27 protein-coding genes are annotated in these 23092 nt (G+C 43.2%); 11 read left to right on the top strand and 16 right to left on the bottom strand.

Annotation, left to right across the window (positions count from 1 at the left end; all coding sequences use genetic code 11):
* Nucleotides 1-2: 2 nt before the first annotated feature.
* On the bottom strand, nucleotides 3-698 hold the full coding sequence (locus IPM65_01570; protein ID QQS44268.1) for a ferric reductase-like transmembrane domain-containing protein: 696 nt from the start codon (nucleotides 696-698) through the stop codon (nucleotides 3-5).
* 54 nt (nucleotides 699-752) lie between these two features.
* Between IPM65_01570 and IPM65_01565 the strand changes: the two genes are divergently transcribed.
* On the top strand, nucleotides 753-1181 hold the full coding sequence (locus tag IPM65_01565) for a DUF192 domain-containing protein (GenBank protein ID QQS44267.1): 429 nt from the start codon (nucleotides 753-755) through the stop codon (nucleotides 1179-1181).
* Here the strand turns inward: IPM65_01565 and IPM65_01560 are convergent.
* Nucleotides 1171-1716 (bottom strand): DUF421 domain-containing protein, encoded by a 546-nt coding sequence (locus IPM65_01560; protein ID QQS44266.1) that lies wholly within the window; start codon nucleotides 1714-1716, stop codon nucleotides 1171-1173. The genes IPM65_01565 and IPM65_01560 overlap by 11 nt on opposite strands.
* 104 nt (nucleotides 1717-1820) lie before the next feature.
* Nucleotides 1821-2072: a YtxH domain-containing protein gene (locus IPM65_01555; protein ID QQS44265.1), complete on the bottom strand. Its 252-nt coding sequence runs from the start codon at nucleotides 2070-2072 to the stop codon at nucleotides 1821-1823.
* A 138-nt stretch (nucleotides 2073-2210) separates the two neighbouring features.
* On the opposite strand from IPM65_01555, the gene bcp reads away from it, so the two are divergent.
* Entirely contained in the window at nucleotides 2211-2681 is a 471-nt protein-coding gene (bcp, locus tag IPM65_01550) for a thioredoxin-dependent thiol peroxidase (GenBank protein QQS44264.1), read from the top strand.
* Nucleotide 2682: 1 nt separating this feature from the next.
* Here the strand turns inward: bcp and glpX are convergent, their stop codons facing one another.
* The 4 genes from glpX to IPM65_01530 form a co-directional block, all read right to left on the bottom strand.
* Nucleotides 2683-3621: a class II fructose-bisphosphatase gene (gene glpX, locus IPM65_01545; protein QQS44263.1), complete on the bottom strand. Its 939-nt coding sequence runs from the start codon at nucleotides 3619-3621 to the stop codon at nucleotides 2683-2685.
* Between the two features lie 99 nt (nucleotides 3622-3720).
* Nucleotides 3721-4911: a phosphoglycerate kinase gene (locus tag IPM65_01540; protein QQS44262.1), complete on the bottom strand. Its 1191-nt coding sequence runs from the start codon at nucleotides 4909-4911 to the stop codon at nucleotides 3721-3723.
* 30 nt (nucleotides 4912-4941) lie between these two features.
* Nucleotides 4942-5952 carry a type I glyceraldehyde-3-phosphate dehydrogenase gene (gene gap / locus IPM65_01535; GenBank protein QQS44261.1) on the bottom strand — a complete coding sequence of 337 codons (1011 nt, stop codon included), beginning with the start codon at nucleotides 5950-5952 and terminating at the stop codon, nucleotides 4942-4944.
* 26 nt (nucleotides 5953-5978) lie between these two features.
* Nucleotides 5979-6881, bottom strand: a complete 903-nt coding sequence (locus tag IPM65_01530; protein ID QQS44260.1) for an aldolase — start codon at nucleotides 6879-6881, stop codon at nucleotides 5979-5981.
* 87 nt (nucleotides 6882-6968) lie between these two features.
* Between IPM65_01530 and IPM65_01525 the strand changes: the two genes are divergently transcribed.
* The 3 genes from IPM65_01525 to IPM65_01515 all read left to right on the top strand — a co-directional run bounded on the left by IPM65_01525 (nucleotide 6969) and on the right by IPM65_01515 (nucleotide 8737).
* Complete coding sequence (locus tag IPM65_01525; GenBank protein ID QQS44259.1) at nucleotides 6969-7376, top strand: HIT domain-containing protein; 408 nt, start codon at nucleotides 6969-6971, stop codon at nucleotides 7374-7376.
* Nucleotides 7377-7511: 135 nt separating this feature from the next.
* Complete coding sequence (locus IPM65_01520; GenBank protein ID QQS44709.1) at nucleotides 7512-7823, top strand: MGMT family protein; 312 nt, start codon at nucleotides 7512-7514, stop codon at nucleotides 7821-7823.
* On the top strand, nucleotides 7820-8737 hold the full coding sequence (locus IPM65_01515) for a magnesium transporter CorA family protein (GenBank protein ID QQS44258.1): 918 nt from the start codon (nucleotides 7820-7822) through the stop codon (nucleotides 8735-8737). The genes IPM65_01520 and IPM65_01515 overlap by 4 nt, the downstream gene beginning before the upstream one ends.
* On the opposite strand, the gene IPM65_01510 is transcribed toward IPM65_01515, so the two are convergent.
* From IPM65_01510 to yidD, 5 genes are all read right to left on the bottom strand, one after another.
* Nucleotides 8738-10879 carry an AAA family ATPase gene (locus IPM65_01510; protein ID QQS44257.1) on the bottom strand — a complete coding sequence of 714 codons (2142 nt, stop codon included), beginning with the start codon at nucleotides 10877-10879 and terminating at the stop codon, nucleotides 8738-8740.
* A gap of 128 nt (nucleotides 10880-11007) precedes the next feature.
* A complete protein-coding gene (gene msrA / locus IPM65_01505) occupies nucleotides 11008-11526 on the bottom strand; it encodes a peptide-methionine (S)-S-oxide reductase MsrA (protein ID QQS44256.1) in 519 nt (172 codons plus the stop codon).
* A gap of 2 nt (nucleotides 11527-11528) precedes the next feature.
* Nucleotides 11529-12674 (bottom strand): hypothetical protein, encoded by a 1146-nt coding sequence (locus tag IPM65_01500; GenBank protein QQS44255.1) that lies wholly within the window; start codon nucleotides 12672-12674, stop codon nucleotides 11529-11531.
* 16 nt (nucleotides 12675-12690) lie between these two features.
* Complete coding sequence (gene msrB, locus IPM65_01495) at nucleotides 12691-13098, bottom strand: peptide-methionine (R)-S-oxide reductase MsrB (GenBank protein QQS44254.1); 408 nt, start codon at nucleotides 13096-13098, stop codon at nucleotides 12691-12693.
* Between the two features lie 39 nt (nucleotides 13099-13137).
* Nucleotides 13138-13374, bottom strand: coding sequence for a membrane protein insertion efficiency factor YidD (gene yidD / locus IPM65_01490; GenBank protein QQS44253.1), 237 nt, complete (start codon nucleotides 13372-13374; stop codon nucleotides 13138-13140).
* 41 nt (nucleotides 13375-13415) lie between these two features.
* Between yidD and trmD the strand changes: the two genes are divergently transcribed.
* The 4 genes from trmD to IPM65_01470 are packed head-to-tail and all read left to right on the top strand — an operon-like array spanning nucleotide 13416 to nucleotide 17196.
* Entirely contained in the window at nucleotides 13416-14180 is a 765-nt protein-coding gene (trmD, locus tag IPM65_01485; GenBank protein QQS44252.1) for a tRNA (guanosine(37)-N1)-methyltransferase TrmD, read from the top strand.
* A gap of 36 nt (nucleotides 14181-14216) precedes the next feature.
* Nucleotides 14217-14909, top strand: a complete 693-nt coding sequence (locus tag IPM65_01480; protein ID QQS44251.1) for an ATP-binding cassette domain-containing protein — start codon at nucleotides 14217-14219, stop codon at nucleotides 14907-14909.
* Nucleotides 14906-15622: an ABC transporter permease subunit gene (locus tag IPM65_01475; protein QQS44250.1), complete on the top strand. Its 717-nt coding sequence runs from the start codon at nucleotides 14906-14908 to the stop codon at nucleotides 15620-15622. Before IPM65_01480 ends, IPM65_01475 begins: the two co-directional genes overlap by 4 nt.
* Nucleotides 15619-17196, top strand: coding sequence for a GldG family protein (locus tag IPM65_01470; protein QQS44249.1), 1578 nt, complete (start codon nucleotides 15619-15621; stop codon nucleotides 17194-17196). The genes IPM65_01475 and IPM65_01470 overlap by 4 nt, the downstream gene beginning before the upstream one ends.
* Here the strand turns inward: IPM65_01470 and IPM65_01465 are convergent.
* Nucleotides 17193-17702: an NUDIX domain-containing protein gene (locus tag IPM65_01465; protein ID QQS44248.1), complete on the bottom strand. Its 510-nt coding sequence runs from the start codon at nucleotides 17700-17702 to the stop codon at nucleotides 17193-17195. The genes IPM65_01470 and IPM65_01465 overlap by 4 nt on opposite strands.
* Before the next feature lie 34 nt (nucleotides 17703-17736).
* Here IPM65_01465 and IPM65_01460 point away from each other — a divergent pair, with 34 nt between their 5' ends.
* The gene (locus IPM65_01460; protein QQS44247.1) at nucleotides 17737-19134 is read left to right on the top strand and encodes a glutamate--tRNA ligase; all 1398 of its coding nucleotides are present in this window, start codon (nucleotides 17737-17739) and stop codon (nucleotides 19132-19134) included.
* Here the strand turns inward: IPM65_01460 and IPM65_01455 are convergent.
* Both IPM65_01455 and IPM65_01450 read right to left on the bottom strand, forming a co-directional pair.
* Nucleotides 19109-19648, bottom strand: a complete 540-nt coding sequence (locus IPM65_01455) for a dual specificity protein phosphatase family protein (GenBank protein ID QQS44246.1) — start codon at nucleotides 19646-19648, stop codon at nucleotides 19109-19111. The two genes, IPM65_01460 and IPM65_01455, sit on opposite strands and share 26 nt — an antisense overlap.
* A gap of 14 nt (nucleotides 19649-19662) precedes the next feature.
* The gene (locus tag IPM65_01450) at nucleotides 19663-20541 is read right to left on the bottom strand and encodes a YegS/Rv2252/BmrU family lipid kinase (GenBank protein QQS44245.1); all 879 of its coding nucleotides are present in this window, start codon (nucleotides 20539-20541) and stop codon (nucleotides 19663-19665) included.
* Nucleotides 20542-20699: 158 nt separating this feature from the next.
* Here IPM65_01450 and IPM65_01445 point away from each other — a divergent pair, with 158 nt between their 5' ends.
* A complete protein-coding gene (locus IPM65_01445) occupies nucleotides 20700-22691 on the top strand; it encodes a PAS domain-containing protein (GenBank protein QQS44244.1) in 1992 nt (663 codons plus the stop codon).
* A gap of 4 nt (nucleotides 22692-22695) precedes the next feature.
* On the opposite strand, the gene IPM65_01440 is transcribed toward IPM65_01445, so the two are convergent.
* Nucleotides 22696-22965, bottom strand: coding sequence for a GIY-YIG nuclease family protein (locus tag IPM65_01440; GenBank protein ID QQS44243.1), 270 nt, complete (start codon nucleotides 22963-22965; stop codon nucleotides 22696-22698).
* Nucleotides 22966-23092 lie beyond the last annotated feature (127 nt).

Genomic DNA, 23092 nt, shown 5'->3' with positions numbered 1-23092 from the left:
CGTTACTCCTTTTTATTGATTGTCGCGGCAAAAAGCACGATCCTCATCAATACAACAATGCACCCGAAGACAAATACGAGAAGCCCAAATGAGGGGAATAGTGATGTGCTTTTCCCTGAAAGCCATAACATCCAGTACGGCCATCCGCGCAAGGCAAAGTGAATAAGTGCCATGACATATGCGATATATCCTACCCTCATGATAAGTCTCCACCGATGCGGCCCGATTTTCTGAATCGAAAAACGATTGGAAATAACCGCCATTAAAGTAAAAATACCGGTTGCAGTAAGTGCTGCACTAAACGAAACAATCTGACTGTCTTTCAGGTAATACAACAAAAACGGCTGATATGCTGAGTAGAAGAGTGAAATAACGATATGCAGGATCATATATCCGAAACCGATGAGTCCCAAATGTTTACGATAAATAATGAAATGATCAGCAAAGTTCCAGAAATAACAGACACTGCTCAAAATCAGTGAAATACCCATCAGTAAAAATGACAAGTCGGCAATACCGCGATTAAAAGTCCGCATATCATACTCCGGTCGTGTCACAAAATAATATGCCGTAATGACTGCTAAGACAATCAAACTGTAAATGAAAGTTTCTGCATAAAGGCGCTTGTCTGACGGGGGTAATTTCCGGGCAGCAAGTTTTTGGGTAAGTTTTTTATGAATTTTTTTTTCTGATGGCATTTCAACAGTATAAATATAAAAGATAGCGTTGTCTATAAACTGTTATTATATGATATGCAAATTGTTATTAAGATTGCCCTTGCGGCTGCAATCGTTTTACTGATGGTTGCCGTATACCGGTTCTATGCACAGAATTTCAAGGCTCAAAAAGACGGCAGGGCATTGTGGGACGACTATGAGGTAATTACGAAAGAAGTGGACGGAAGAGAACTACGCCTTGTTGTTGCGGATACACCGGAACGCTGGCAGCAGGGTTTGATGTATGTCCGTAAACCGGCTGATTTTGACGGTATGATTTTTTATTTCAAAACTCCTCAGCCGCAAGTTTTCTGGAACAGAAATACCTTTGAAGATTTAGATGTATATTGGATGAGAAAAGACAAGATAATCGGTAAAAGCATGCTTCCGTCGGTTGAAAAGAACGGACTTAAAACCGTCACCTCTCCCGGTTTTATTGATACGGTAATTGAAGTTATCCGTTAGTATGCTGCGGTTTAGTTTTTCTTACGAGCTTCGGAGCTTTTTTATATTTAAAAACACTGAGTTTTCCCGAAGGTTCAAGGTAGGCCTCTTTCACATATCCGAGATCGGTGATGCCCTGTTGACGAAGCTGCATCATAAGATTCTCTTTTGAAAAAGATACTTCTTCAAGAGTTCCCTTCAGAATTTGTCCTTTTTTAATGATAAGCGTCGGACTGCTCTCTACGTACTCCTCAATCTTTTCACTTTTTTGTGAAATATATGCATACCCTTGTTCCAGAACAACTATTGTCGTAACAATAGCCATGCCGTGAATGAGCGGAACATTCGGGTACAGCATGGGATCACCGGTAGCAGAGCCGAGTACAATCACGACAATAAATTCAAAAGGAGTAATCTGAGCCATTCCCCGCTTGCCGATAAGCCTGGCCATGAGTACCGTAAACAGATACATAAATGCTGTACGGAACACTATTTCAAGTGTGAAAAGAAGAGATAAGTCTCCGATAAATATACGATACCAGTCAAAAGGTTGCATGGAGTCCTGCATAGGGTATTCTCTCAGAACGATGTAAAGAGTTCGTAAGGGAAGCAACACAACCGAGACGTATTGCCTCGGTTATGTGCTATGAATTTAAAGTGTTATGCCGCAAATGAACGGCTTTTTGTTTTCATCTCATCTGCCTCTTTTTCTCCTTTTGCTTTCATGTGACTGAAGGCCTCCTGAGCTTTATGTTTCAAGTCTGCAATTTTCTGCTGAGCTTTATCTCTGTTTTCTTTTTTGGAAAGATAGAGAGTTGCGGCCGTCCCGATCGCAAGACCTGCTAACGTAAATGCACCCGCTATCATAGGATCCATTCCGTTTCTTTTTGTGTATTCTTGATAATCTTTCATAGTTTTCACCTCCTTTCGTTAGTATTGAATTACAATGATGTATCCGTTATCTTTGCGGTGAATGAATCTGGGATAAAAATTTCAAAAAATCCCGGTAAGAATTAATACTAAATCGTTATCAGTTACAAAATATCGATTATGGCACTTGCAACTAACACAAAGGCTCCGGCGTTTTCTTTGCCTGATGAGAAAGGCACCATTCATACAAATGAGGAATTCAGCGGCCGCTGGTATGTCCTGTATTTTTATCCGAAAGACGATACTCCGGGCTGTACGAAAGAAGCCTGCGGATTCCGGGACGCATACAATGTTTTCGAAAAGGAACATATATCTGTGGTCGGGATCTCAAAAGATTCACCCAGGTCTCACGCTGCATTTATCGGAAAGTATGATCTTCCTTTTCTGCTGCTTTCAGATGAATCAAAGAAAACGATACAGGAGTATGAAGCGTGGGGAGAAAAGAAATTTATGGGGAAATCATTTGAAGGAGTTCTTCGTATCAGTTATCTGATCGATCCTGAGGGGATGATCAGGAAAGTATACGAAAAAGTCAAACCGGCAGAGCACGCTTCTGAAATTCTTCGTGACGTTGCCGAGTTGAAAAGTTGACTTAGTCCTCGTGGTGATACGTTGTCAGATATCTGACTGTCTTTGAGACACTTCTCATCACGACTGAATGTGTGATGATAGAGTGAGGATTAAAGACAATTCCGGGTAGAAGCGGGCCTTCAATGACACCGGTTGCTGTAAAAGTCAGGTTGTCTCCTTTTGCCAGATCTTCCGTTGTGTAAATCGTTTTGTCATCAAGACCCATCTTAGTCATTTCTTCACGGTCTGCATCATTCCGGGGCATTAGTCTCACCTGGATTTCCCCTCCGAGAATTTTCAGAGCTGAAGCGGCAAGAACGGACTCGGCGCTTCCTCCTGACCCGAGGAGCATATCGATCGGACTTTCATCCATGCAGGTTGCTATCGCAACAGCAAGATCTCCGTCGGTGATCAGGCGTAATCGTGCTCCTGCTGCCCGCACTTTGTTCATGATTTCTTCATTCCGCGGACGGTCAAGCATTGAGACGGTTACTTCTCCGACTTCCTTTTCAAGTGCTTCGGCAACGTTACGGATATTTTCTTCGACTGAGGCATCCAAGCGTATCGTTCCTTTTGCTGCCGGTCCGACAGCAATTTTATCCATGTATGTATCCGGAGCGCTCAGAAGGCTTCCTTTCGGTCCCGTTGCGATGACAGTCAATGCATTGTACCGGCCGTAGGCCACACTGTCGGTACATTCAAGAGGATCAACGGCGATATCCATCTCGGGACCTTTGCCGGTTCCGACTTTCTCTCCGACGTACAGCTCCGGGGCTTCATCTTTTTTTCCTTCTCCGATCACAATGGTTCCGGAAAAATCCACATTCTGAAACCGTGATCTCATAGCTTCAACTGCCGCACCATCAGCACTTTTTTTATCTCCTTTTCCGATCCATCGTGCGGCTTCAATTGCTGCCGCTTCCGTAACTCGTACAAATTCCAGTGCAAGATTTCTGTCCATAATTGTGTTAGGTTGTAGGCGGTAGGTAGTAGCTTGTAGAGATCTTGTATTCCGTAGCAATGAGTACATTTTTACGGCCTACTGCCTACTTCCTACAAGCTATTTTTTCAGGGCTTCAATCCCGGGCAGTGTTCCTTTTTCGATAAACTCAAGCATCGCGCCGCCGCCGGTTGAAATATGAGTGATTTTGTCGAGATATTCTTTTTTTGAAATGGCAGTCAGGGTATCCCCGCCGCCTACTATTGATACCGCATCAGGATTGTTGGTGATTGCATAGTACATGAAATCAGTACCCTGTCTGAAATGAATATTCTCAAAATATCCCACCGGTCCGTTCCAGACGATTGTTTTTGCTTTCGCAATGATGGTACCGATTCTGGCTTTGGTCTCGGGACCGATATCCAGAATTTGCTTGTCTTTCGGCACTTCAGTCACTTTGCATACCATCCCTCCAATCTCCAGTTCGTCCGGTAATCCGACTACACAATCCGAAGGTAGTATAACAGATGTATCGTTTTGAGCCGCTTTAAACAGAAGTTTTTGTGCAAGATCTTTTTTGTCTTTTTCAACAAGGCTTGTCCCGACATCGATGCCCTGCGCAAAAAGAAATGTATTTGCGAGCGCACCGCCAATGATAAGATGATCCGCAAGCTCCATCATGCGGTCAAGAACATTGATTTTTGTCTCGATTTTTGCTCCCCCGATCGCGGCTACAAACGGTTTTTCCGGTTTGTGCAAGGCTTTGGAAAGCATCTCAATCTCGCGCTTAAGAAGGAGTCCGCCGTATGAAGGGAGGAATTTGGTAACTCCCACAACGGAGGCATCTTCCCGATGACTGACACCGAATGCATCATTCACAAACACTTCAGCAAGAGATGCCATTTTCTTTGCAAATTCAGGATCATTCTCTTTTTCTCCGGGATAAAACCGGCTGTTTTCCAGTACAAAAAGTTCATCTTTCTGCTGATGTTTAAAGGTGGAAGAAGGCTCGGTAATAAAATCATTGATGAGTGTAATGTGATTGTCCGGGAGATACTCATGGAGCTGATTGCAGACAATCTTCATCGAGTATTTCGGATCGGGTTTGCCTTTGGGACGCCCGAGATGGGATACGAGAATCAATTTGTTCCCGTTTTTCAGAAGATACTGAATTGTGGGGATAGCCTGTCTGATACGTGCATCATCGGCAATGGTCAGATAATTCGGGTTGAGACTGACATTGAAATCGACTCGAAGCAGAACTCGTTTGTCTTTGATTTCAACGCCGTCAATGTATTGGATGTCTGACATAAGTATATGTCCCTACAAACGTACCGGGAATTATGATTGCATGGAACTGCTAACGGCTTCGACCAGATCGACCAGTCTGGTTGAGTAACCCCACTCATTGTCGTACCAGCCGTAAATTTTGACGAATGTCCCGTCAATGACTTTTGTATAGTGAGGATCAAAAATACATGAGAATGTGGATCCGATGATGTCTGACGAAACAATCACATCTTCAGTGTATCCCAAAATTCCTTTAAGCTCCTGTTCTGACGCTTTTCTGAAAACCTCATTGATTTCATCCGCTGTAGTTTCTTTCTCAAGAACCGCTGAGATATCGGTAAAAGATCCTGTCGGAACAGGTACACGAAGGGCTATGCCGTCCATTTTTCCTTTCAATTCCGGAATGACTCTTCCGACTGCTTTTGCGGCTCCCGTTGAAGACGGGATGATATTGAGAGCTGCAGCCCGTGACCGTTCTTCATTTTTTCCTGCATCATCCATGAGGCTTTGTGACTGTGTATAGGCATGGGCGGTGGTCAGATGTGCTCTCAAAACTCCGAATGAATCATGGAGAACCTTAAAGAGAGGCGCTGCACAATTGGTAGTACAGGAAGCATTGGAAATAATTTCTTTTGAGTGGTCAACTTCGTTGACCCCGAGCACTACATGAAACGTCTCATCATCTTTTGCCGGTGCGGACAACACGACTTTTTTGACGGTTCCTCTCAGATGAGGTTTCAGTTTTTCGGTTGTTGTGAAAGCGCCTGTTGCATCAACTACTACTTCGACACCTGCCGCTTCCCACGGAATCTCTGAAGGATCAGGAGACTGTGAGGTTGTGATTTTTCTTCCGTCAATTTCAATACCGTCATCTGTTGCTTTTACCGTTTTGTCAAATGTCCGATATACCGAGTCATATTTCAGCAGATACGCAAGCATTTCATTAGGGGTTTTTCTTGTGTTGATATGCACAACTTCAAATGTATCGCGCATTGCGGCAATACGTGCGAAGGCCCGACCGATTCGTCCGAACCCGTTTATTCCGACTTTTATCTTTGACATAATTACGGTAAAAAATAATAATGCGATTAGCCTTTATAAATTTTCATGGCTTCTTCTACGCTTTTATCTTCGACGGTAATCGCGTAGATGGCATTGGTAAATCTGACGGCTTCATCAAGAGGCTTCTGGTGAATATTACGTCCCGTTGCATTTCCTGATGTACCGCCGATATGAATCTGATCATGCAGCTGCTTGAGGAAATCTTCTGCGCCCTTTGATGATCCTCCTGCGCAGACAACCTGTGTGCGTCCGGCTGCAACAGTTGCTTCTTTCAACAATGCCGGATCAGATTTGCCGTCTTTTTTCGGAGCATTGACTTTGACAAAGTCAGCGCCGAGACATCCGACTGTTCCTGCAGCACCGGCAATAAGATGCGGATCGGTTTCATCGGGGACCGCTTTCCCTCGCGGATAGCACCAGATGACAGAAAGAAGTCCGTGCTGATGTGCTTCATAAATTGCCTGAGCTGCTTCGGTCAGCATTTGGCCTTCATAATCGCTTCCGAGGTAAATAGTGTATCCGATTCCGAGAATATTCAGTCCGCTGTTTTTCTTGAATTCGACAATTTGCTCAATATCATATAAAGCAGAGCTGATCGGATCTGATTGATTTGTCTTAACGAGATGCGTTTTTGAGTTTACTTTGATGAGATATGGAAGATCGGGATAATCATGACCGTAACGGGCGGCAAGACCGAGTTGTACGGCAAATACTCCGATTTTTGCCTGGCTGGCGATTTTGAAAAGATGTTCAGGATTGTTGTCCTCAGGAGGAATACCTTCTCCGTAAAAATCATCATTGAGATGTTCGATTTTCTGATCACCAGCAAAAAGCATGAGACGCCCCGTCTCATGAGTCATGGTTTTATAATTGTTGGCGAATGCTTCTTTTGCTGATTCCGGTACATCGGCCGGGATTCTGATATTCATAGAAGTAATTGAATAAATTAATAATGAGGATGCTCATACACTATCATACAGATCTCATAGAGATTGTCAATATATGTCCAGTATAGTATGATGGGGACTTATATGGAAGACTGTATTTTTTGCAAAATCGTACAGGGGGAGATACCGTCTTACAAGGTGTATGAAGATGAATCCTATCTGGCTTTTATGGACGTTTTCCCCCGAGTAAAAGGGCATGTTCTGGTCATCCCGAAAGAACATTACCGATGGGTGTATGATGTTCCTGATTTCGCCGGCTATTGGCAAACGGCCAAAAAGATCGGAATGAAGATACAGCAGGCAGTCGGATCCGACTATATTAGCTTTATCACGATGGGTGAGGCGGTACCACACGCTCATATTCATATTCTTCCTCAACATCACGGAGAAATACACGGCATCAAATTTACGCCGGTTGTAGAAATGACAAAAGAAGAGATCGGAACGTTGGCAAAAGAGATTGCCGATAATTACTAAAACAATTAAATAAAAGTCTCGCATATAAATTGTTGAACTTTTTCAAGCCGCACGTGTAATGTAGTCATCACGTACTCTCTTTCGGCAGCGTGAAAAAACTTCACAATTCATATGCTTCGACTTTTTGCAGACCATATGACCCTAACAGAAAAAGTCTATCAATTCGTTTCGCAAGTTCCGGCAGGATACGTCACCACATACGGTGACATCGGCCATGCGGTAGGCTCCAAATCCTATCGTGCGATCGGTCAGATCCTGCACCGTAATCCTGACTGGCCGAAAGTACCCTGTCACCGCGTGGTAATGAAAGACGGATCTTTGGCCCCGAACTACGGAGCGGGCGGACCTTCAGTACATCGGACACGGCTTGAAAAAGAAGGTATTACTTTTATCGGAGAAAGAGTAGACTTAAGTAAACACAAATTTGAGTTTATACCGAAACTATGATTAGTATTTACTACCGGAATCTGCGTGACAAGCAAATCCAGGAATTGGATAAATACCGGATCGGTTCATGGATCCATGTCGAGGCTCCGACCGATGAAGATTTGAAGTATCTTGTTGAAAAACACAAACTCGACGAGAGTCTTCTGAAAGATGCAACCGATGAATACGAGGTCCCCCGTACGGAAATTGAGGACGGAGTGATCTACATCTTCAGCCGGTACCCATTTAGACGGAATGATCAGATCTCCACGTCGCCGATTTTATTTGTCATTCAGGAATCTCATGTCGTGACGGTCACCAAGGAAAAATTCCCCTTGATGGAGATGTTTTTGACGAGAAATATATTTTTTACTACACAAAAAACGAAACTGTTTCTGCAACTTTTTTCACTGATCAACACTTCATACAATTCATACCTTCACAGTATCAGCCGCGAGACGAGGACCAGTTCATATGAACTTGAAAGGATCAGCAATAAAGACATTGCACTCTTTGTGAGGTACGAACGGGTATTGAATGATTTCCATCTGGCACTTGTCCGTACGAATGCCGTTCTGAACAGTTTGATGTCTCACAACATGCTGAAGCTATATGAAGAAGACCGGGATCTTTTGGAGGATTTATTCCTGAATAATGAACAACTTATTCAGCTCTCAAAAGAGAACCTGAGAAGTATCGTCAACATACGGGATGCTTCTTCCACAATCATGACTCACAATACAAACCGTGTGATCCGTTTCTTTACCTCGATCACCGTCATTTTGACAATTCCGACAATCATTGCAAGTGTGTACGGGATGAATGTCCAGCTGCCGTATCAGCAGTCACCCTCGGCTTTCTTGGGCATAATGATCATCACGGCTCTCATCTCACTCGGCCTGGTGATAATGTTTTTGATGAATGACTGGCTATGATCAGTTCGGTTTAGCGACTGAAATGTCTACTTTGTTTGCTTTATAGTCTGCAAGAATTTTGTCACCCGGTTTGATTTTTCCCTCTATAATCTGCAAAGCAATTTCATCAACCAGAACTTCGTTGATAACCCGTTTCAGAGGACGGGCACCGTAGACCGGGTCAAAACCGATCATCTGCAAATGGTTTTTCAGTTTCTCCGTGACTTCAAGTTGGAGGTTCTGGTCGGCAAGCCGTTTTTCAACGTCACGGAACTGGATGTCTACGATTTTTTCCATCATCTTTTCATCGAGTGCGTTGAAAATGACGATGGAATCAAGACGGTTAATAAATTCCGGTTTGAAATGTGCTTTCACCCGGTCAAGGATCTGGGCATCTCTTTTTTCCTTTTTCTGACCGTCTGTATAGAGGTCACTTCCGATATTTGATGTCAGAATAATGATCGTATTTTTAAAACTGACGACACGGCCCTTACCGTCAGTGAGACGCCCGTCATCCAGTATCTGCAGAAATGCATTGAAGATCTGCGGATGAGCTTTTTCCACCTCGTCAAACAGGACGACAGAGTACGGCTTCCGTCTGATAGCCTCGGTCAGTTGTCCGCCCTCTTCATATCCTACATATCCGGGAGGGGCACCGATGAGCCTTGCTACCGTGTGTGCTTCCTGATATTCACTCATGTCGATACGGATCATGGCATTTTTATCATTAAAAAGGGCTTCCGCTATGGCTCGTGCAGTCTCAGTCTTTCCGACACCGGTGGGTCCTAAGAATAAGAACGACCCGATCGGTTTATTTTCTTCCTTTAGTCCTGCTCTCGAACGCCTGATGGCATTGGCAACTTTGTGCAGTGCCTCATCCTGTCCTACAACTTGTTTTTTCAGTTCATCTTCCAGATGTGCCAGTTTTTGCGACTCACTGGCAAGAAGGCGGGTGACAGGGATCTTGGTCCATCGTGAAACAATCTGAGCAATGTCTTCTTCGGTGACCTGTTCCTGCAAAAGTCTTTCTTCAGCCGGTATTTGTTTCCACTGCTCTTCCAGTTCTTTGATTTTCTTTTCAGCTTCCGGAATTTTCCCGTATTGAAGTTCTGCCGCTTTTTCCAGATTGACTTCACGTTGTGCCCGTTCAAGTTCGGCACGGGCGTGATCGAGAGCTACCCGGCTTTTCTGAAGGTTTGAGATGAGCTCCTTCTGTTTTTCCCATTTACTCTTCAGACCTTCAAATTTTTTCTGCAGTTCTTCCCGTTCTTTTTGCAGTTTTTCCTTCCGTGTCTCAATCCCTTTTTCCCGTTTCAGAGCGGCAAGTTCTATATCAAGCTGCATGATACGCCGTCTGATTTCATCAAGCTCAGTCGGCATTGACTCAACTTCAATTTTTGCGGCAGCTGAAGCTTCATCAATAAGATCGATTGCTTTATCAGGGAGAAAACGATCAGAGATATATCGGGTTGAGAGGTCAACGGCTGCAATCAGAGCATCATCACTGATTTTTATGCCGTGATGCACTTCATATTTTTCTTTAATACCGCGAAGAATCGCCAGTGAATCTTCTTTGGTGGGCTCTTCGATAAAGACAGGCTGAAACCGTCTTTCGAGAGCCTGATCTTTTTCAATATACTGCCGGTATTCTTTTAATGTTGTGGCACCGATTGCCCGGAGCTCTCCGCGTGCAAGTGCAGGCTTTAGCATATTTGAAGCATCGACAGCGCCTTGAGCGCCTCCTGCTCCGACTAAGGTATGCAGTTCGTCGATAAATAAAATATATTTTCCCTCCGATTCTGTTATTTTTTTTATCAGATCTTTGAGGCGTTGTTCAAATTCACCGCGATACGCAGCTCCTGCCAAAAGTCCGGCAAGATCAAGGGAAAGAACTTCTTTATTCTTAAGAGTATCGGGAACGTCGCCGTCAACGATCCGTTGAGCAAGACCTTCAATAATCGCCGTTTTTCCCACACCGGGATCTCCCAAAAGCACGGGATTATTTTTAGTTCTTCGTGACAGTATTTGGATGACCCGTCTGATTTCTGTATCACGTCCGATGACGGGATCAAGTTTTCCCTGTTTGGCGCGGTCGGTAAAGTTTATGGTATATGTTTTCAACGGGTCCTTTTCCTCCTGAGGAGGCTGATAGTTCATTTGCATACTGATAATTAGCAATTAATATCGTTGTCTGCTAATTTATTATAAAAAGAGAGTTCTAAAATTGCAAGTACCTGGGTAAATGATGCCTCCCAGATTCCGTCTTCGCTAAGCCACCTATTCGGCTTTTTTTATCTAGTTGATTGTATCTTCTTCAGCTTTTCTATCTTCGGATCAATGACGTATCTGCAATACGGATACTCACGATTGTCTTTGTAGTAATTTTGGTGATATTGTTCTGCGGGATAAAATGTTTCAAGGGGTTTGATTTCCGTAACAATTTGATCAGGATAGAGAGATTGGGCTTCTTTCATTGACTTTTCCGCAATCTGTTTTTGTTCATCAGATGAGTAGAGGATAATTGATCGGTATTGACTGCCGACATCAGCTCCCTGACGGTTTCTCGTTGTCGGATCGTGCATTCTCCAAAATACATACAGTATGTTTTCAAGAGAAATTTCTTCGGGATTAAATTCGATCTGACTGACTTCGGCATGTCCCGTCTCTCCGGTGCAGACCTGCTCATAGGTTGGGTTTACTTTTTGGCCGCCGGCGTAGCCAGAAGTGACTTTTGTTATACCTTTGAGCTGTTGATAGATTGCTTCGGTGCACCAGAAGCATCCCATTCCGAGTATGATTTTTGGGGTCATAGTTATTCGTCAAAAGTCAGTAACCACAATTCAGGCACTGCGCCGCCCTTTATTTCTGCCACCTGCAACACTATTTGCGTCCCGTCTTTATTCCAGTCAAAATCAGAAATGACGACTTCTTTATCGAGTTTTTCATTGAGATTCGTGATTTGTTCTGCTTTGTTTGTAATGACGTTTTTGATAAACAGTTCAGTCCGTAGTGTTTGGGCTTTATCACCCTTTCTCCCGTTCCAATTTTCAAAAGGCGCACTGGACATGTATGCCATAAGCGTTTCATCAGCAGGTGAAAAATGTCCGTGCTCATCCCAGGTGTCAGGATTGTCGGTGAGCTTTATTATATTTTTTCCGTTTATATCGGACATATAGATATCATCCATATATGCGCGTCCGAGCGGTGTATGAGTAAAAATAATCTGATCATTGTGAAATCCGTGGGTTTCATATACACCTGTTGAATTTTGGAATAAACTGGTATGCTGTGACAGAGTCTCTGAAGAATTAAGATCTACATCTGCAATATGGATTTGCCAACCGTCCCATTGATTTTCACCTCCAGGCGTACCGGCAAGTTTTCCTCCCGTAATTTGCTTTCCTGTCGGAACACGTTCGGCAAAAATAAGTTTGGTTCCCGTATCGTTGAAATGAGGATGGAGGACTGCATTTCCGGGGGGAGTATCATAGATTTTTTTGGCCTCGGTTCCGTCTTTCTTTATGATCCAGAGATCATTATTCACTCCCCAAGCGGAATGATTAAATACACCATGATCGGAATTCTCATTCTCTGCCTGAAGGATAATATATTCTCCGTCAGGGTGCCATTCAGCCTGTCCCGTAAAACCTTTAGGGATATCACTCGTGCACGTAACACACAGTGTTTTTTGAGCGGCAGGATCAAAAGTGTACACCTCCGTATTCCTGTTGAGTTTACTTACGATTGCATCATAGGCAATAAGGTTGTGACTGTCGCCTTTGTACCATGATACGCGGCCGCCGTTATCTTTGAGCTTAAGTATTGTTGCTTTATCGGTTTGAATAGTTGTGACATTGGATTCTGCCTGAGTATCTGTCCTTGTACGCCGATGATTGTAGATTGTCGATAGAAGAACAAAAATTAAAAGAAGTACTAGTATAAATAAACTGTATTTCATAATTGTATGATATCTCTTATTTTTCGTCATTTCTACGTTTGAAATTCAGCGAGGCTGAGTTGATACAGTATCTCTCTCCCGTCTTGTCCTTGGGGCCGTCCGGGAATACATGCCCAAGATGTGCGCCACAGTTGCCGCAGGTGACTTCCGTCCGTTTCATGCCGAAACTGGTATCTTCATGATATTCAAGTGAATCCGTTGAGACCGGTTCATAGAATGCCGGCCATCCGCATCCTGAGTCATATTTGGTGTCTGAGGTAAAAAGATCCGTACCGCAAACTGTACAATAATAAGTCCCTTTCTCAAAGTGGTGATCATATTTCCCTGTGAAAGGCGGTTCGGTTCCTTTTTCCTGTGTGATATGATAGACGTCAGGGTCAAGCTCCTTCTTGAGTTCTTCTTTTGATTTGTTGAACGTTCTCATACTGTTACTATATTGGAGATATATGAAAGCTGCGTAAGCTTACGGTACCGGGTCATAGCCACCTTTTGACCAGGGATTACAGCGGATAATTCTTTTGATAGCAAGCCATGATCCTTTTAACGCACCGTATTTATCAATTGCATGATAGGAATATACCGAGCAGGTAGGGGTATACCGGCAGACGTTTTTGCTCATAGTGAGTGTCTGAAAGATATGATTATGTACGAAGGAGGTTTTCTTGTAGAGCCTCAGAATAAATAAAAGGAGTTGTTTCATTTTTAGGTTGTTAAACTGTCCTATTGTACTATAATAGCTGTATGAAAATCTCCATCATCACATTATTTCCCAATATGATTCAGGGCTTCTTCAATGAAAGTATTATAAAAAAAGCACAGGATAAAGGGATCGTCGAAATTGAAATAGTTGATTTGCGGACATTCGCAATTGATTCATACGGGACGGTTGATGACCGACCGTATGGAGGAGGTGCCGGGATGGTCATTCGTCCTGATGTACTCGTAGAGGCCTTGAAAAAAGTGACAAAAGGGAAAACTAAAAAGAAAGTATTTTTGACTTCCGCGAAAGGAAAACCGTTTACGGAGAGAAAAGCGGAAGAGCTGACAAAAGAAAAACACATAGTTATTATCGCTGGTCATTATGAAGGATTCGATGAACGTGTGATGAAACATATTGATGAGGAAGTGTCACTCGGCGATTTCGTCCTGACCGGGGGTGAAATTCCGGCCGCTGCTATCGTCGATGCCGTTGTCCGGCTCCTTCCCGGTGTACTGAAAAAATCCGATGCTACCAAAGAAGAAAGTTTTTTCCAGATGCCGGTCGATGACCTTATTGAAGTATGCGGAGAAGATGAAGTGCTTGGGCTTTTGAAAAAAAATAATATTCACAAAGTGCAGCTTGTGGAGTATCCGCACTACACCAGACCGGAGATGTTTGAAGGTGAAGGCGTGCCGGAAGTGCTCACAAGCGGCAACCATCAGGAGGTCAGGAAATGGCGGATTCGTCAGGCATATCAGCAAACTAAAGAAAAAAGACCGGATTTACTTGACATCAAGCGGATATAAGAGTTAAATTGTTAAGCGCACAAGTTCAAAAAAACGATGATTACACTTACTGAAGTTTCAAAAAAATACGGACACACCCAGGCAGTTGAAGATGTGACGTTCACCGCACAGAAAGGTGAAATTATCGGATTTTTAGGCCCAAACGGTGCCGGAAAAACTACAACGATGAAACTGATTCTCGGTCTCATCCGTCCGAATACGGGAACAGTCAGAGTGAATAAGCTTGATCCTCTCACTAACCGCATGGATATTTTGCCGGATATCGGATATCTCCCCGAAAATAATCCTTTGTACGGTGATATGAAAGTGAGAGAATACCTTACCTTTGTTGCTGAAGTGAAAGGGATAATTGATCCAAAAAAAGTTGAAGAAGTCATCACGAATGTTGCTATTACGGAGAAAGCAATGGCGAAAATTGATGAGCTGTCAAGAGGATACAGGCAGCGTGTCGGGCTGGCAGCAGCTTTGATTGGCGACCCTCATATTCTCATTCTTGACGAACCGACCTCTGGCCTTGATCCGATCGAGCAGGAAAAAATTAAAAACCTGATCAAAAAGACAGCAAAAAATAAAATCATCATATTCTCGACACATATTCTTTCGGAAGTTGAGGATATTGCCACAAGGCTTGTCATTATTTCGAAAGGAGAAGTTGTGTATGACGGTGATAAACCGAAACGTGCAGGCGGAGTAGAAAAATTATTTAAAAAGTTGGTTTCAAAAGAATGAAAGCATTACTAAAAAAAGAACTGGCATTTTATCTGAATAATCCGTTGGGATATATCGTGATAATCCTGTTTGCAGTGTTTGCCAACTTCATGTTTGTCAAAGACATTTTTGTAACGGGATCTGCATCAATGAGACCCTTTTTTGATGTTTTGCCGTGGCTTCTGATGGTATTTGTTCCCGCACTGGTCATGAGAATGATTGCAGAAGAGAAGCGGACAAGCACGATGGAAGTGCTTATGAGTCTACCCGTGTCAGAAACGCAGATTGTTCTTTCAAAATTTTTTGCAGCATGGATGCTGACAGCAATTGGTCTGTTGCTTACATTGGCTCTTCCGATATCAATGTATGTGTTGACAGGTCAGGTAGGAGGGAGGATACATCTTCCTGAGGTTTTTGTGGGATATATCGGAGAACTGTTTGTGGCAGCGGCATTTATTGCTATCTCCCTCTTTTTCTCCGCTTTCACTAAAAATCAGATTGTTGCATTTTTGGCTTCAATTGTGACTATCTTTTTCCTGATCATTTTTTCAACTGATTTTGCAACCAGTATTATTCCTCCTGTACTTGAATCGGGATTGAATTATCTCAGTCCGGTGGTTCAGCTTTCCGGTTTTTCCAAAGGAGTTATCGATATCAGAGCGTTGTTTTACTTTATCAGCTTTACATCACTCTTTTTATTTTTGACAGTTGTCGATCTTGAACGAAGACCATGAAAAAATTTGCATCACCATTCAAAAAGCTGCCTTTTCGCATTCCGATGAAACAGCTGAACTTCGTTCAGCGATTCGGGTTGTATCGGTTCAAAAAAAGTTTTGTGGTTGCAGCTTCCATACTCGTTTTCCTCATTCTGAACTTTCTGTTTTCATATATCTCATTTAGAGCGGATTTCTCAAAAGGAAATGCCTACACTCTTTCCGATTCCACCCGTGAAATCGTGAGAAAACTTGATAATCAGGTCACGGTGACACTCTATGCTTCGGACAATATTCCGGCGCGTCTTCAGCCTCTCACGCGTGAAGTTATCGATTTACTACGCGAGTATGAACGGGCAGGAAATGTCGTTGTGCAAATATCGGAGTTCAATCCGGCTGAAGATCAGGATACCGTCACGACACTACAGCAGTCAGGTATTGCCGGTATTCCGATCAGAGAACAGCAGCAGAGTGAAGTCTCAGTGACCGAGATTTATTTCGGGATCATTGTCAAATACCAGGATAATCAGGAAGTGGTCAGTCAGGCTCTGGATGTTGAAAATCTCGAGTACAATCTCACATCAGCAATATATCGCCTCACCAACGAACAACTGCCGCAGATCGCGACGATCGGTTCAGACAACAGCATGATTCCTCAGCAGGATGAGCTCGGTGTATTTAAGCAGATAGCCGGACGATTCTTCTCAATCCTCCCTGTTGCACCGCCGCAAGAGACGGAAGAAGCAACTGAAGAAGAAGCGGCCACACTTCAGGTTGACCCATCAACAAAAACTCTTATGGTATTTGATTCACCCGCTAGGGAATTTTCCGACGAGGAAGTGGCAGCGATAAATGAATATTCCAAAAAAGGGAACACCGTCGTTTTCACCAACGGAGTCGTTGTTGATGACAGCACATTGGAGGTCGCGACCGGAGAAGCGAAACTACAATCATTGCTTGCTGCGAAGGGAATAGCTGTACAACAGAATCTTGTCCTGTCAGGGCGTGCGGAGATGGTAAACCTGGGAGGCGGAGGATATTCGCTTCTCATTCCTTATCCGATGTGGCTCCAGACTGATGCATTTAATACTGATGTCAGTTATTTTTCCGGAGTGGCCGGACTCACATTTCCCTGGGTATCGTCACTTGAGACTGTTGATATAAAAGGATATTCCGTACGAAAGATTGTTGAGACATCAGCACAATCCTGGATACAGCAGGGCACTTTTTCCACGAATCCTCAGGAAATTCCTGAACCGACTGAGGAGGAACTTGGAACATTCACACTTGCCGCCGAGACGACAGCTGAGAGTAAAGCAAAAACGATGGTGATCGGTTCTTCCCGGTTTATTTACAACCAGTATCTTTCCCGTGAAACACAAAATCTTGAATTCGTACTCAATATTCTTTCCGATTATGCATCAGGTGGTGCATTGAGCGGTATAAGCAGACGGTCACTGAGCATTTATTCTCTGCCGGTATTACCAAAAAGCGTGCAGGAAGTTTATAAATATACAAATATCCTTCTGTTTCCAATAATTTTCGGAGGATACGGACTTTACAGACTGGTCAAACGGAGCAGGGAGACTTCTTAAGAGTACAGCTTTTTCAGCAGTGACCTGATTCCTTCAAATGCAATACTTTCATACGGTATCGAATCTGTACGGAACCATTGGTAGCTTTCGACATCATCTGCAGGATGAAGTTCAGTGCCTTCGGGAATGGTGGCTTTAAATAATATCCCGAGAGATCTGCTGCTTACGCCCCCGTGTTCGTATTCATCAGGGCAGGAAGCCACATACGTAAAATCATGCAGTTCTACACCAAGCTCTTCTTGCAGTTCACGGGTCAAGGATTCTTCAAGAGATTCTCCGACTTCGACAAAACCGCCCGGGACATCAAGCATTCCTTTTTTCGGATCATAGGCGCGTACTACAAGAAGAATTTCCCCTTTCTCATTTTCAAGAAGGAGTGCATTAGCCGGTTTGGGATTGATGTAATAATGGAGATCACAGTTGGGACAAATCAAAGCATTTCCCTTGATGGGGTTAAACTTTGTTGCACACTTCGGACAGTAGGTAAAGTCGGTTTCTTTGATCATAGTAAGTATTATAAAGCATTGTATAATATACCAAATGATAAGAACCCGCATCGCACCATCACCAACAGGAGAAGATATTCATATAGGAAATCTTTACACGGCATATATAAACTACATCTTTGCCAAACAAAACAACGGTAAATTTATTGTCCGAATCGAAGATACGGACCGTACTCGATATGTGGAAGGAGCCGAAGAAAAAATTCACAGTTCCCTGAAAGCATTCGGAATCGTGAATGATGAAGGAGTTGAAGCGGGCGGTGATTTCGGTCCGTATCGTCAATCGGAACGTCTGGAGATATATAAAAAATATTCAGAAGAACTCATTGCAAAAGAGAAAGCATATTACTGCACCTGTTCAAAAGAACGTCTCGAAGAAGTAAGAAAAGGCATGCAGGAGAAAAAACAGATCCCCAAGTATGATAAATATTGCCTCTCAAGACAGGATGAAGTCAAAAAAGAAATTGAAGGCGGCAGCGATTATGTCGTACGGTTAAATGTGCCGGAGAATACAGAAGTCGTCTTTCAGGATGCTATACGGGGTGAAGTGAAGATCAATACAAACAATATTGATGATCAGGTTCTGATGAAATCAGACGGATTCCCGACATATCACATGGCCGTTGTAATCGATGATCATCTCATGGAAATCAGTCATGTGATCCGTGCGGAGGAATGGATTTCATCGACTCCGAAACATGTACTGCTTTATCAGTCGTTCGGATGGGAACTTCCTGTTTTTGCTCATCTGCCGATTTTGAGAAATCCGGATAAATCAAAGCTTTCAAAACGCAAGAATCCGGTTTGGGCTTCTTGGTATCTGGCGGAAGGTTTTTTGCCCGAGGCCGTTCTTAATTATCTTTCACTGATGGGTTGGTCGCATCCAGAAGAAAAAGAAATATTCTCAGCGGATGAATTTATGAAGGTGTTTACTCTTGAACGTGTTCAGCCTGTGGGGCCTGTCTTTGATATCAAAAAACTTACCTGGATGAACGGTCAATATATTATGAAGCTCAGTGACAATGAACTAAAAGAAAAAATCCTGTCGTTTTATGCTGATAAACAATTTCCTGAGGAAATTGTTGCGGCGTCCGTTCCGCTTGTGAAAGAACGTATGAAAACTCTCAAAGATTACTGGTCACTGGCGGCATTTTTATTTGAGAAACCGACTGAGTATGAGGTCGATTTGACGGATAAAAAAGAAATTCTTTCAAAAGTACTTAAAACATTGTCGCCAATTTCTGACTGGAAAGCAGACGTCATCGGTCAGGAGATGCAGGACTTGGCTACAAAGGAAGAAATTCCGTTCGGGAAATTCTTTATGATGCTTCGTGTTGCCATGTCAGGGAAAAAAGTATCACCTCCTTTAAATGAATCCATGGAACTTCTCGGTCGGGATGAGACAATCAGGCGGATAACGAGTTTGTTATGATCATCTCATTGAGTTTGGCAAGCTGAGCCATTTGCAAGGCTGTCGGTCTGATAAACGGACGGACATTCTGTACAAGCCGGAAAGCATCCTCAGGAGTCAGTCCCGTACTCATCAGATAGGCAATCATCATGGTCGGACCGCGTCCTTCACCTAACCGACAGTGGATATACACTTTTCCTCCTTGATCAAGTTCCTGCCGGATAAACTGAATACCGTTTATGAGATCTGTGATAGTCGGTTCATTCATATCCTTCGTGGGCAAATGCAGTATCCGAAGCTTAGGAAGATCCTGATATATCAAAGCCGGTGTTTCCCTCATATTCACTATTGCCGTAATGCCGATCTGCTGCAGTTTCCGGTATCCGTGTTTTGAGTATTGACCTCCCAAGTACAGTTGAGGAGTAATCTCACTTCTTGCCATCTGAGGAAGTCCGAAAAGCACCCTGTGCAGGTGATCCGTGTAGCGGGCGAAAGTAGTCAGGAAAAAGAGGATGATACTCCGAACATGTCTCATAAATGATCCGATAATTATAACGGTGTGGCGATACTTATCGCTGAAGGAACAGTTTCAATTTCGAGTGTCGTTTCCTTCAGCATAACATCATCCCGAAGAACCGATTGCCCGGGGTGCATGGATATCGTTGCTTTTTTGACCCTCCAATGAGCAAGTTGTTCATGAATTGTCCTGTTGATGACCGCTCCCGTGATGACTCCGGCGAGTGATCCGATGGTATTCTCTCGGAGAACGAGTATATCGAGCAAACCGTCATCCACTTTGATATCCGGCGTGAAAGATACTCCGCTAAAGCCGATATTGCCGCTGTTGGCTATGGTAAGCGTGATTCCCTGTAATCTTTCGGTTTCCCCGTCAATTGTGATAGAGTACTGTATCGATTGAGTATTTGCAAATTGCTGCACGGCGCTGAAACTATAAGCAAGCTGTCCGAAGCTCACTTTTGCATTTGGATCTGCCTCAATGATCATATCGGCAAGCACGCCGGAATTTACCCGGAGGATAAACGGCTTTTTGTTTACCGTTCCCATATCAATTCGTTTTATGTTTGTTTCAGGATTTGTCAGGAGCTTGAGCGCCTGTTCTGTCATCAGCGGAATCTGCAGTTCTTTTGCCAGGATGTTGGCCGTTCCGCCAGGGATTATATACAAAGGAGTCTCTGTGTTCATCAATGATTCGGCAACTTCCATCACGGTTCCGTCACCTCCGTACACAAGTACGACATCAGCCCTTTTTTCCAAAGCCTGCTTTGCAAATAGGGACGCGTCACCCTGCTTACGCGTGGTGAGTATTTCCCAGGAAAAACGGTTTTGCTCTGCAAAATCAGAGATTTGCGGAATGACGGGAAGCGGCTGGCCGGACGACGGATTGATGATAATAGTCAGCTTCTTCATATGAATAATCGTATTGTAAAAGCAGTTTATAAAAGGAAGATCAGAAATAACTCCGGTTAAAATCATGCTTGTATGTTTTTACATAATCTTTACGTTTATGCGATATTATTGGATTAAATGTAGGGAATAGGTTGTTTCAATTGAAGTCTTACACTTATATGTCTCAGTCTTCATCCGACAAACGCGGAATCGAATGTGATTCGTACAAAAAAATTGCAAAATTAACTTCGGATCTACTGTGGGAATGGGATCTCAAAACCCATACCATGAAAAAATCCGTTGGTTCCTCTGAGGTATTTTCCTCTTTCCGCAAGAAGGATATACCTCAAGTGGATTGGTGGGAAAACCGTATTCATCCCGATGACCGGAAGCGGATCGTAAAGGATATCCGCCGGGCAATACAGTCAAAACACAAAATGAAATGGCATGGGGTGTATCGTTTTCTGTTGGATGACAATTCCGAAGTCTGGGTATCTGATACTGCCTGCATTATCAGAAATTCTCAAGGTAAAGCCCAAAAGCTGATCGGTGCCATGAGAGATATTACCCAACGAATAAAAACGGAGGAGATGCTCAGATCCCGATTGTCCCGGCAACTGTCTATCTCCGAACTCAGTCGTAAAGCGCTGTCAGAAAATGACATCTACCAACTCTTTCAGCTGTCCGTTGATCAGTTACGGGAAGTGCTTCAAATCGATGCTGCCAAAGTGCTCGAACTGATGCCTGATAACAAGTGCATGATGCTTCGTGCCGGCTTCGGTTGGAATAAAAAGACGATTACTCACAACACTATTATAGAAAAAGATTCTCACTCGCAGGCAGCATATGCACTGAAATCAAAAAAACCGGTAATTGTGGATGACCTGCGCACCGAAAAAAGAGTAACCGGTCCGAATATGTTGACCCAACATAAGATCATAAGCGGAATGAGTGTGATTTTGTGCAGAAATGAAGGTACTTACGGTGTTTTAAGCGTTCATACGAAAACAAAAAGGATCTTTACGCGGGAGGATATTGATTATCTCCAATCGATTGCCAATATTATTTCTCTTGCGATACAACGAAATGAGACAGAGGGTGAGCTTCGCAAGGCACAATCACAGTTTAAAGCACTGCATGATGCCAATATCATCGGCGTGATGTATGAGCGGATGAACGGCAGTATCGTAAATGCCAATGATGCATTCCTCAATATGCTCGGATATACCCGTAAGGAGTTCGAAAAGAGGACGATTCGCTGGGAAGATATCACCCCTGCTGAGTATGAGAGAGCTGACCTTCGTGCTTTCGAAGAAGTATCGCAAACGGGAATTGCTTACCCTTATGAAAAAGAATATTTTAAGAAAGACGGCGGTCGGGTTTCTGCGATTGTAGGGGCTGTTATGCTGAATCGCGAAACGGAAGAAGTGCTTGCCTTCGCGCTTGACATCACGGCACGCAAAGAACTCGAGAGGAAAAAAGATGAGTTTATGAGTATCGCATCGCATGAACTCCGTACTCCTCTTACCAGTATTAAAGGGTATACACAGATTCTTGAACGTATTATCCAGCAAATGGGAGACCAGCGTCTGCATACCTATCTCAAAAAAACGAACACATACGTAGAACGCCTTAACAGCCTGATTGTTGAGCTTCTGGATGTGTCAAAAATTCAGGCTGGGAAACTGGTCATGAACTATGAAGCAGTTGATTTTGACGCATTTATTGAAGAAAGTATCGAAAGCATCAGGCATTTCAGTTCAAGACATTCGATTGTATATCACGGACGCATCAATGAAGTCCTTCGTATTGACCGTAACCGTCTGGAACAGGTACTTACCAATCTTATTACCAATGCGATTAAATACTCTCCAAACGGAAATAAAGTAGAGGTGCAGGTGAAAAAAGAAGGTAACTCTGTGGTGGTCAGCATTACCGATGAAGGCATCGGGATTTCTAAGAAAGATCAAAAAAATCTTTTTAATCGCTTTTATCGGGTGGAATCATCTTCAAACAGCTTCTCGGGATTGGGAATCGGCTTGTATATTTCCCGTGAGATAATCAACCGACACGGCGGAAAAATATGGGCAACCAGCAAGAAAGGTGAAGGATCAACATTCTCCTTTTCCCTTCCGCTGCAGGAAGCCTTTTTACAACCGCACATCTCATAATCGCTTAGCGATTTATACATGTAAAGTTGTCACACAGTTTTGATTTCTCAGCATGTGAGAGGTTTCTGATATAGTATTCCCGTTTTAGTGCTTTGCTTCTGTCTGTAGAGACTTCATAATAACGAAGTATGACCGGTTTCTTCATCCGGGTATATTTTGCACCTCCGCTGATAATTCCGTTGTGCTGTCTGATCCGGCGGTTTAAATCAGTCGTAATACCGACATAAAAAGAGTTGTCTTTGCATTGAATGATGTATACAAAATACTGTTTCATGTCCTTTCAATCTAAACGTAAAACGTATGAAATGTCAAATGATTTAACTATAAAAATTACTATATCATTTTCAAAAGTGCAAGAATAGATGTATTTCGTATGTATTTTAAGTGTGTAATTCTTATAT

This window comes from Candidatus Roizmanbacteria bacterium (genome assembly GCA_016700135.1).
Lineage (GTDB): Bacteria > Patescibacteriota > Microgenomatia > UBA1406 > GWC2-37-13 > UBA1450.
This window is presented reverse-complemented; position numbering and strand designations above follow the sequence as displayed.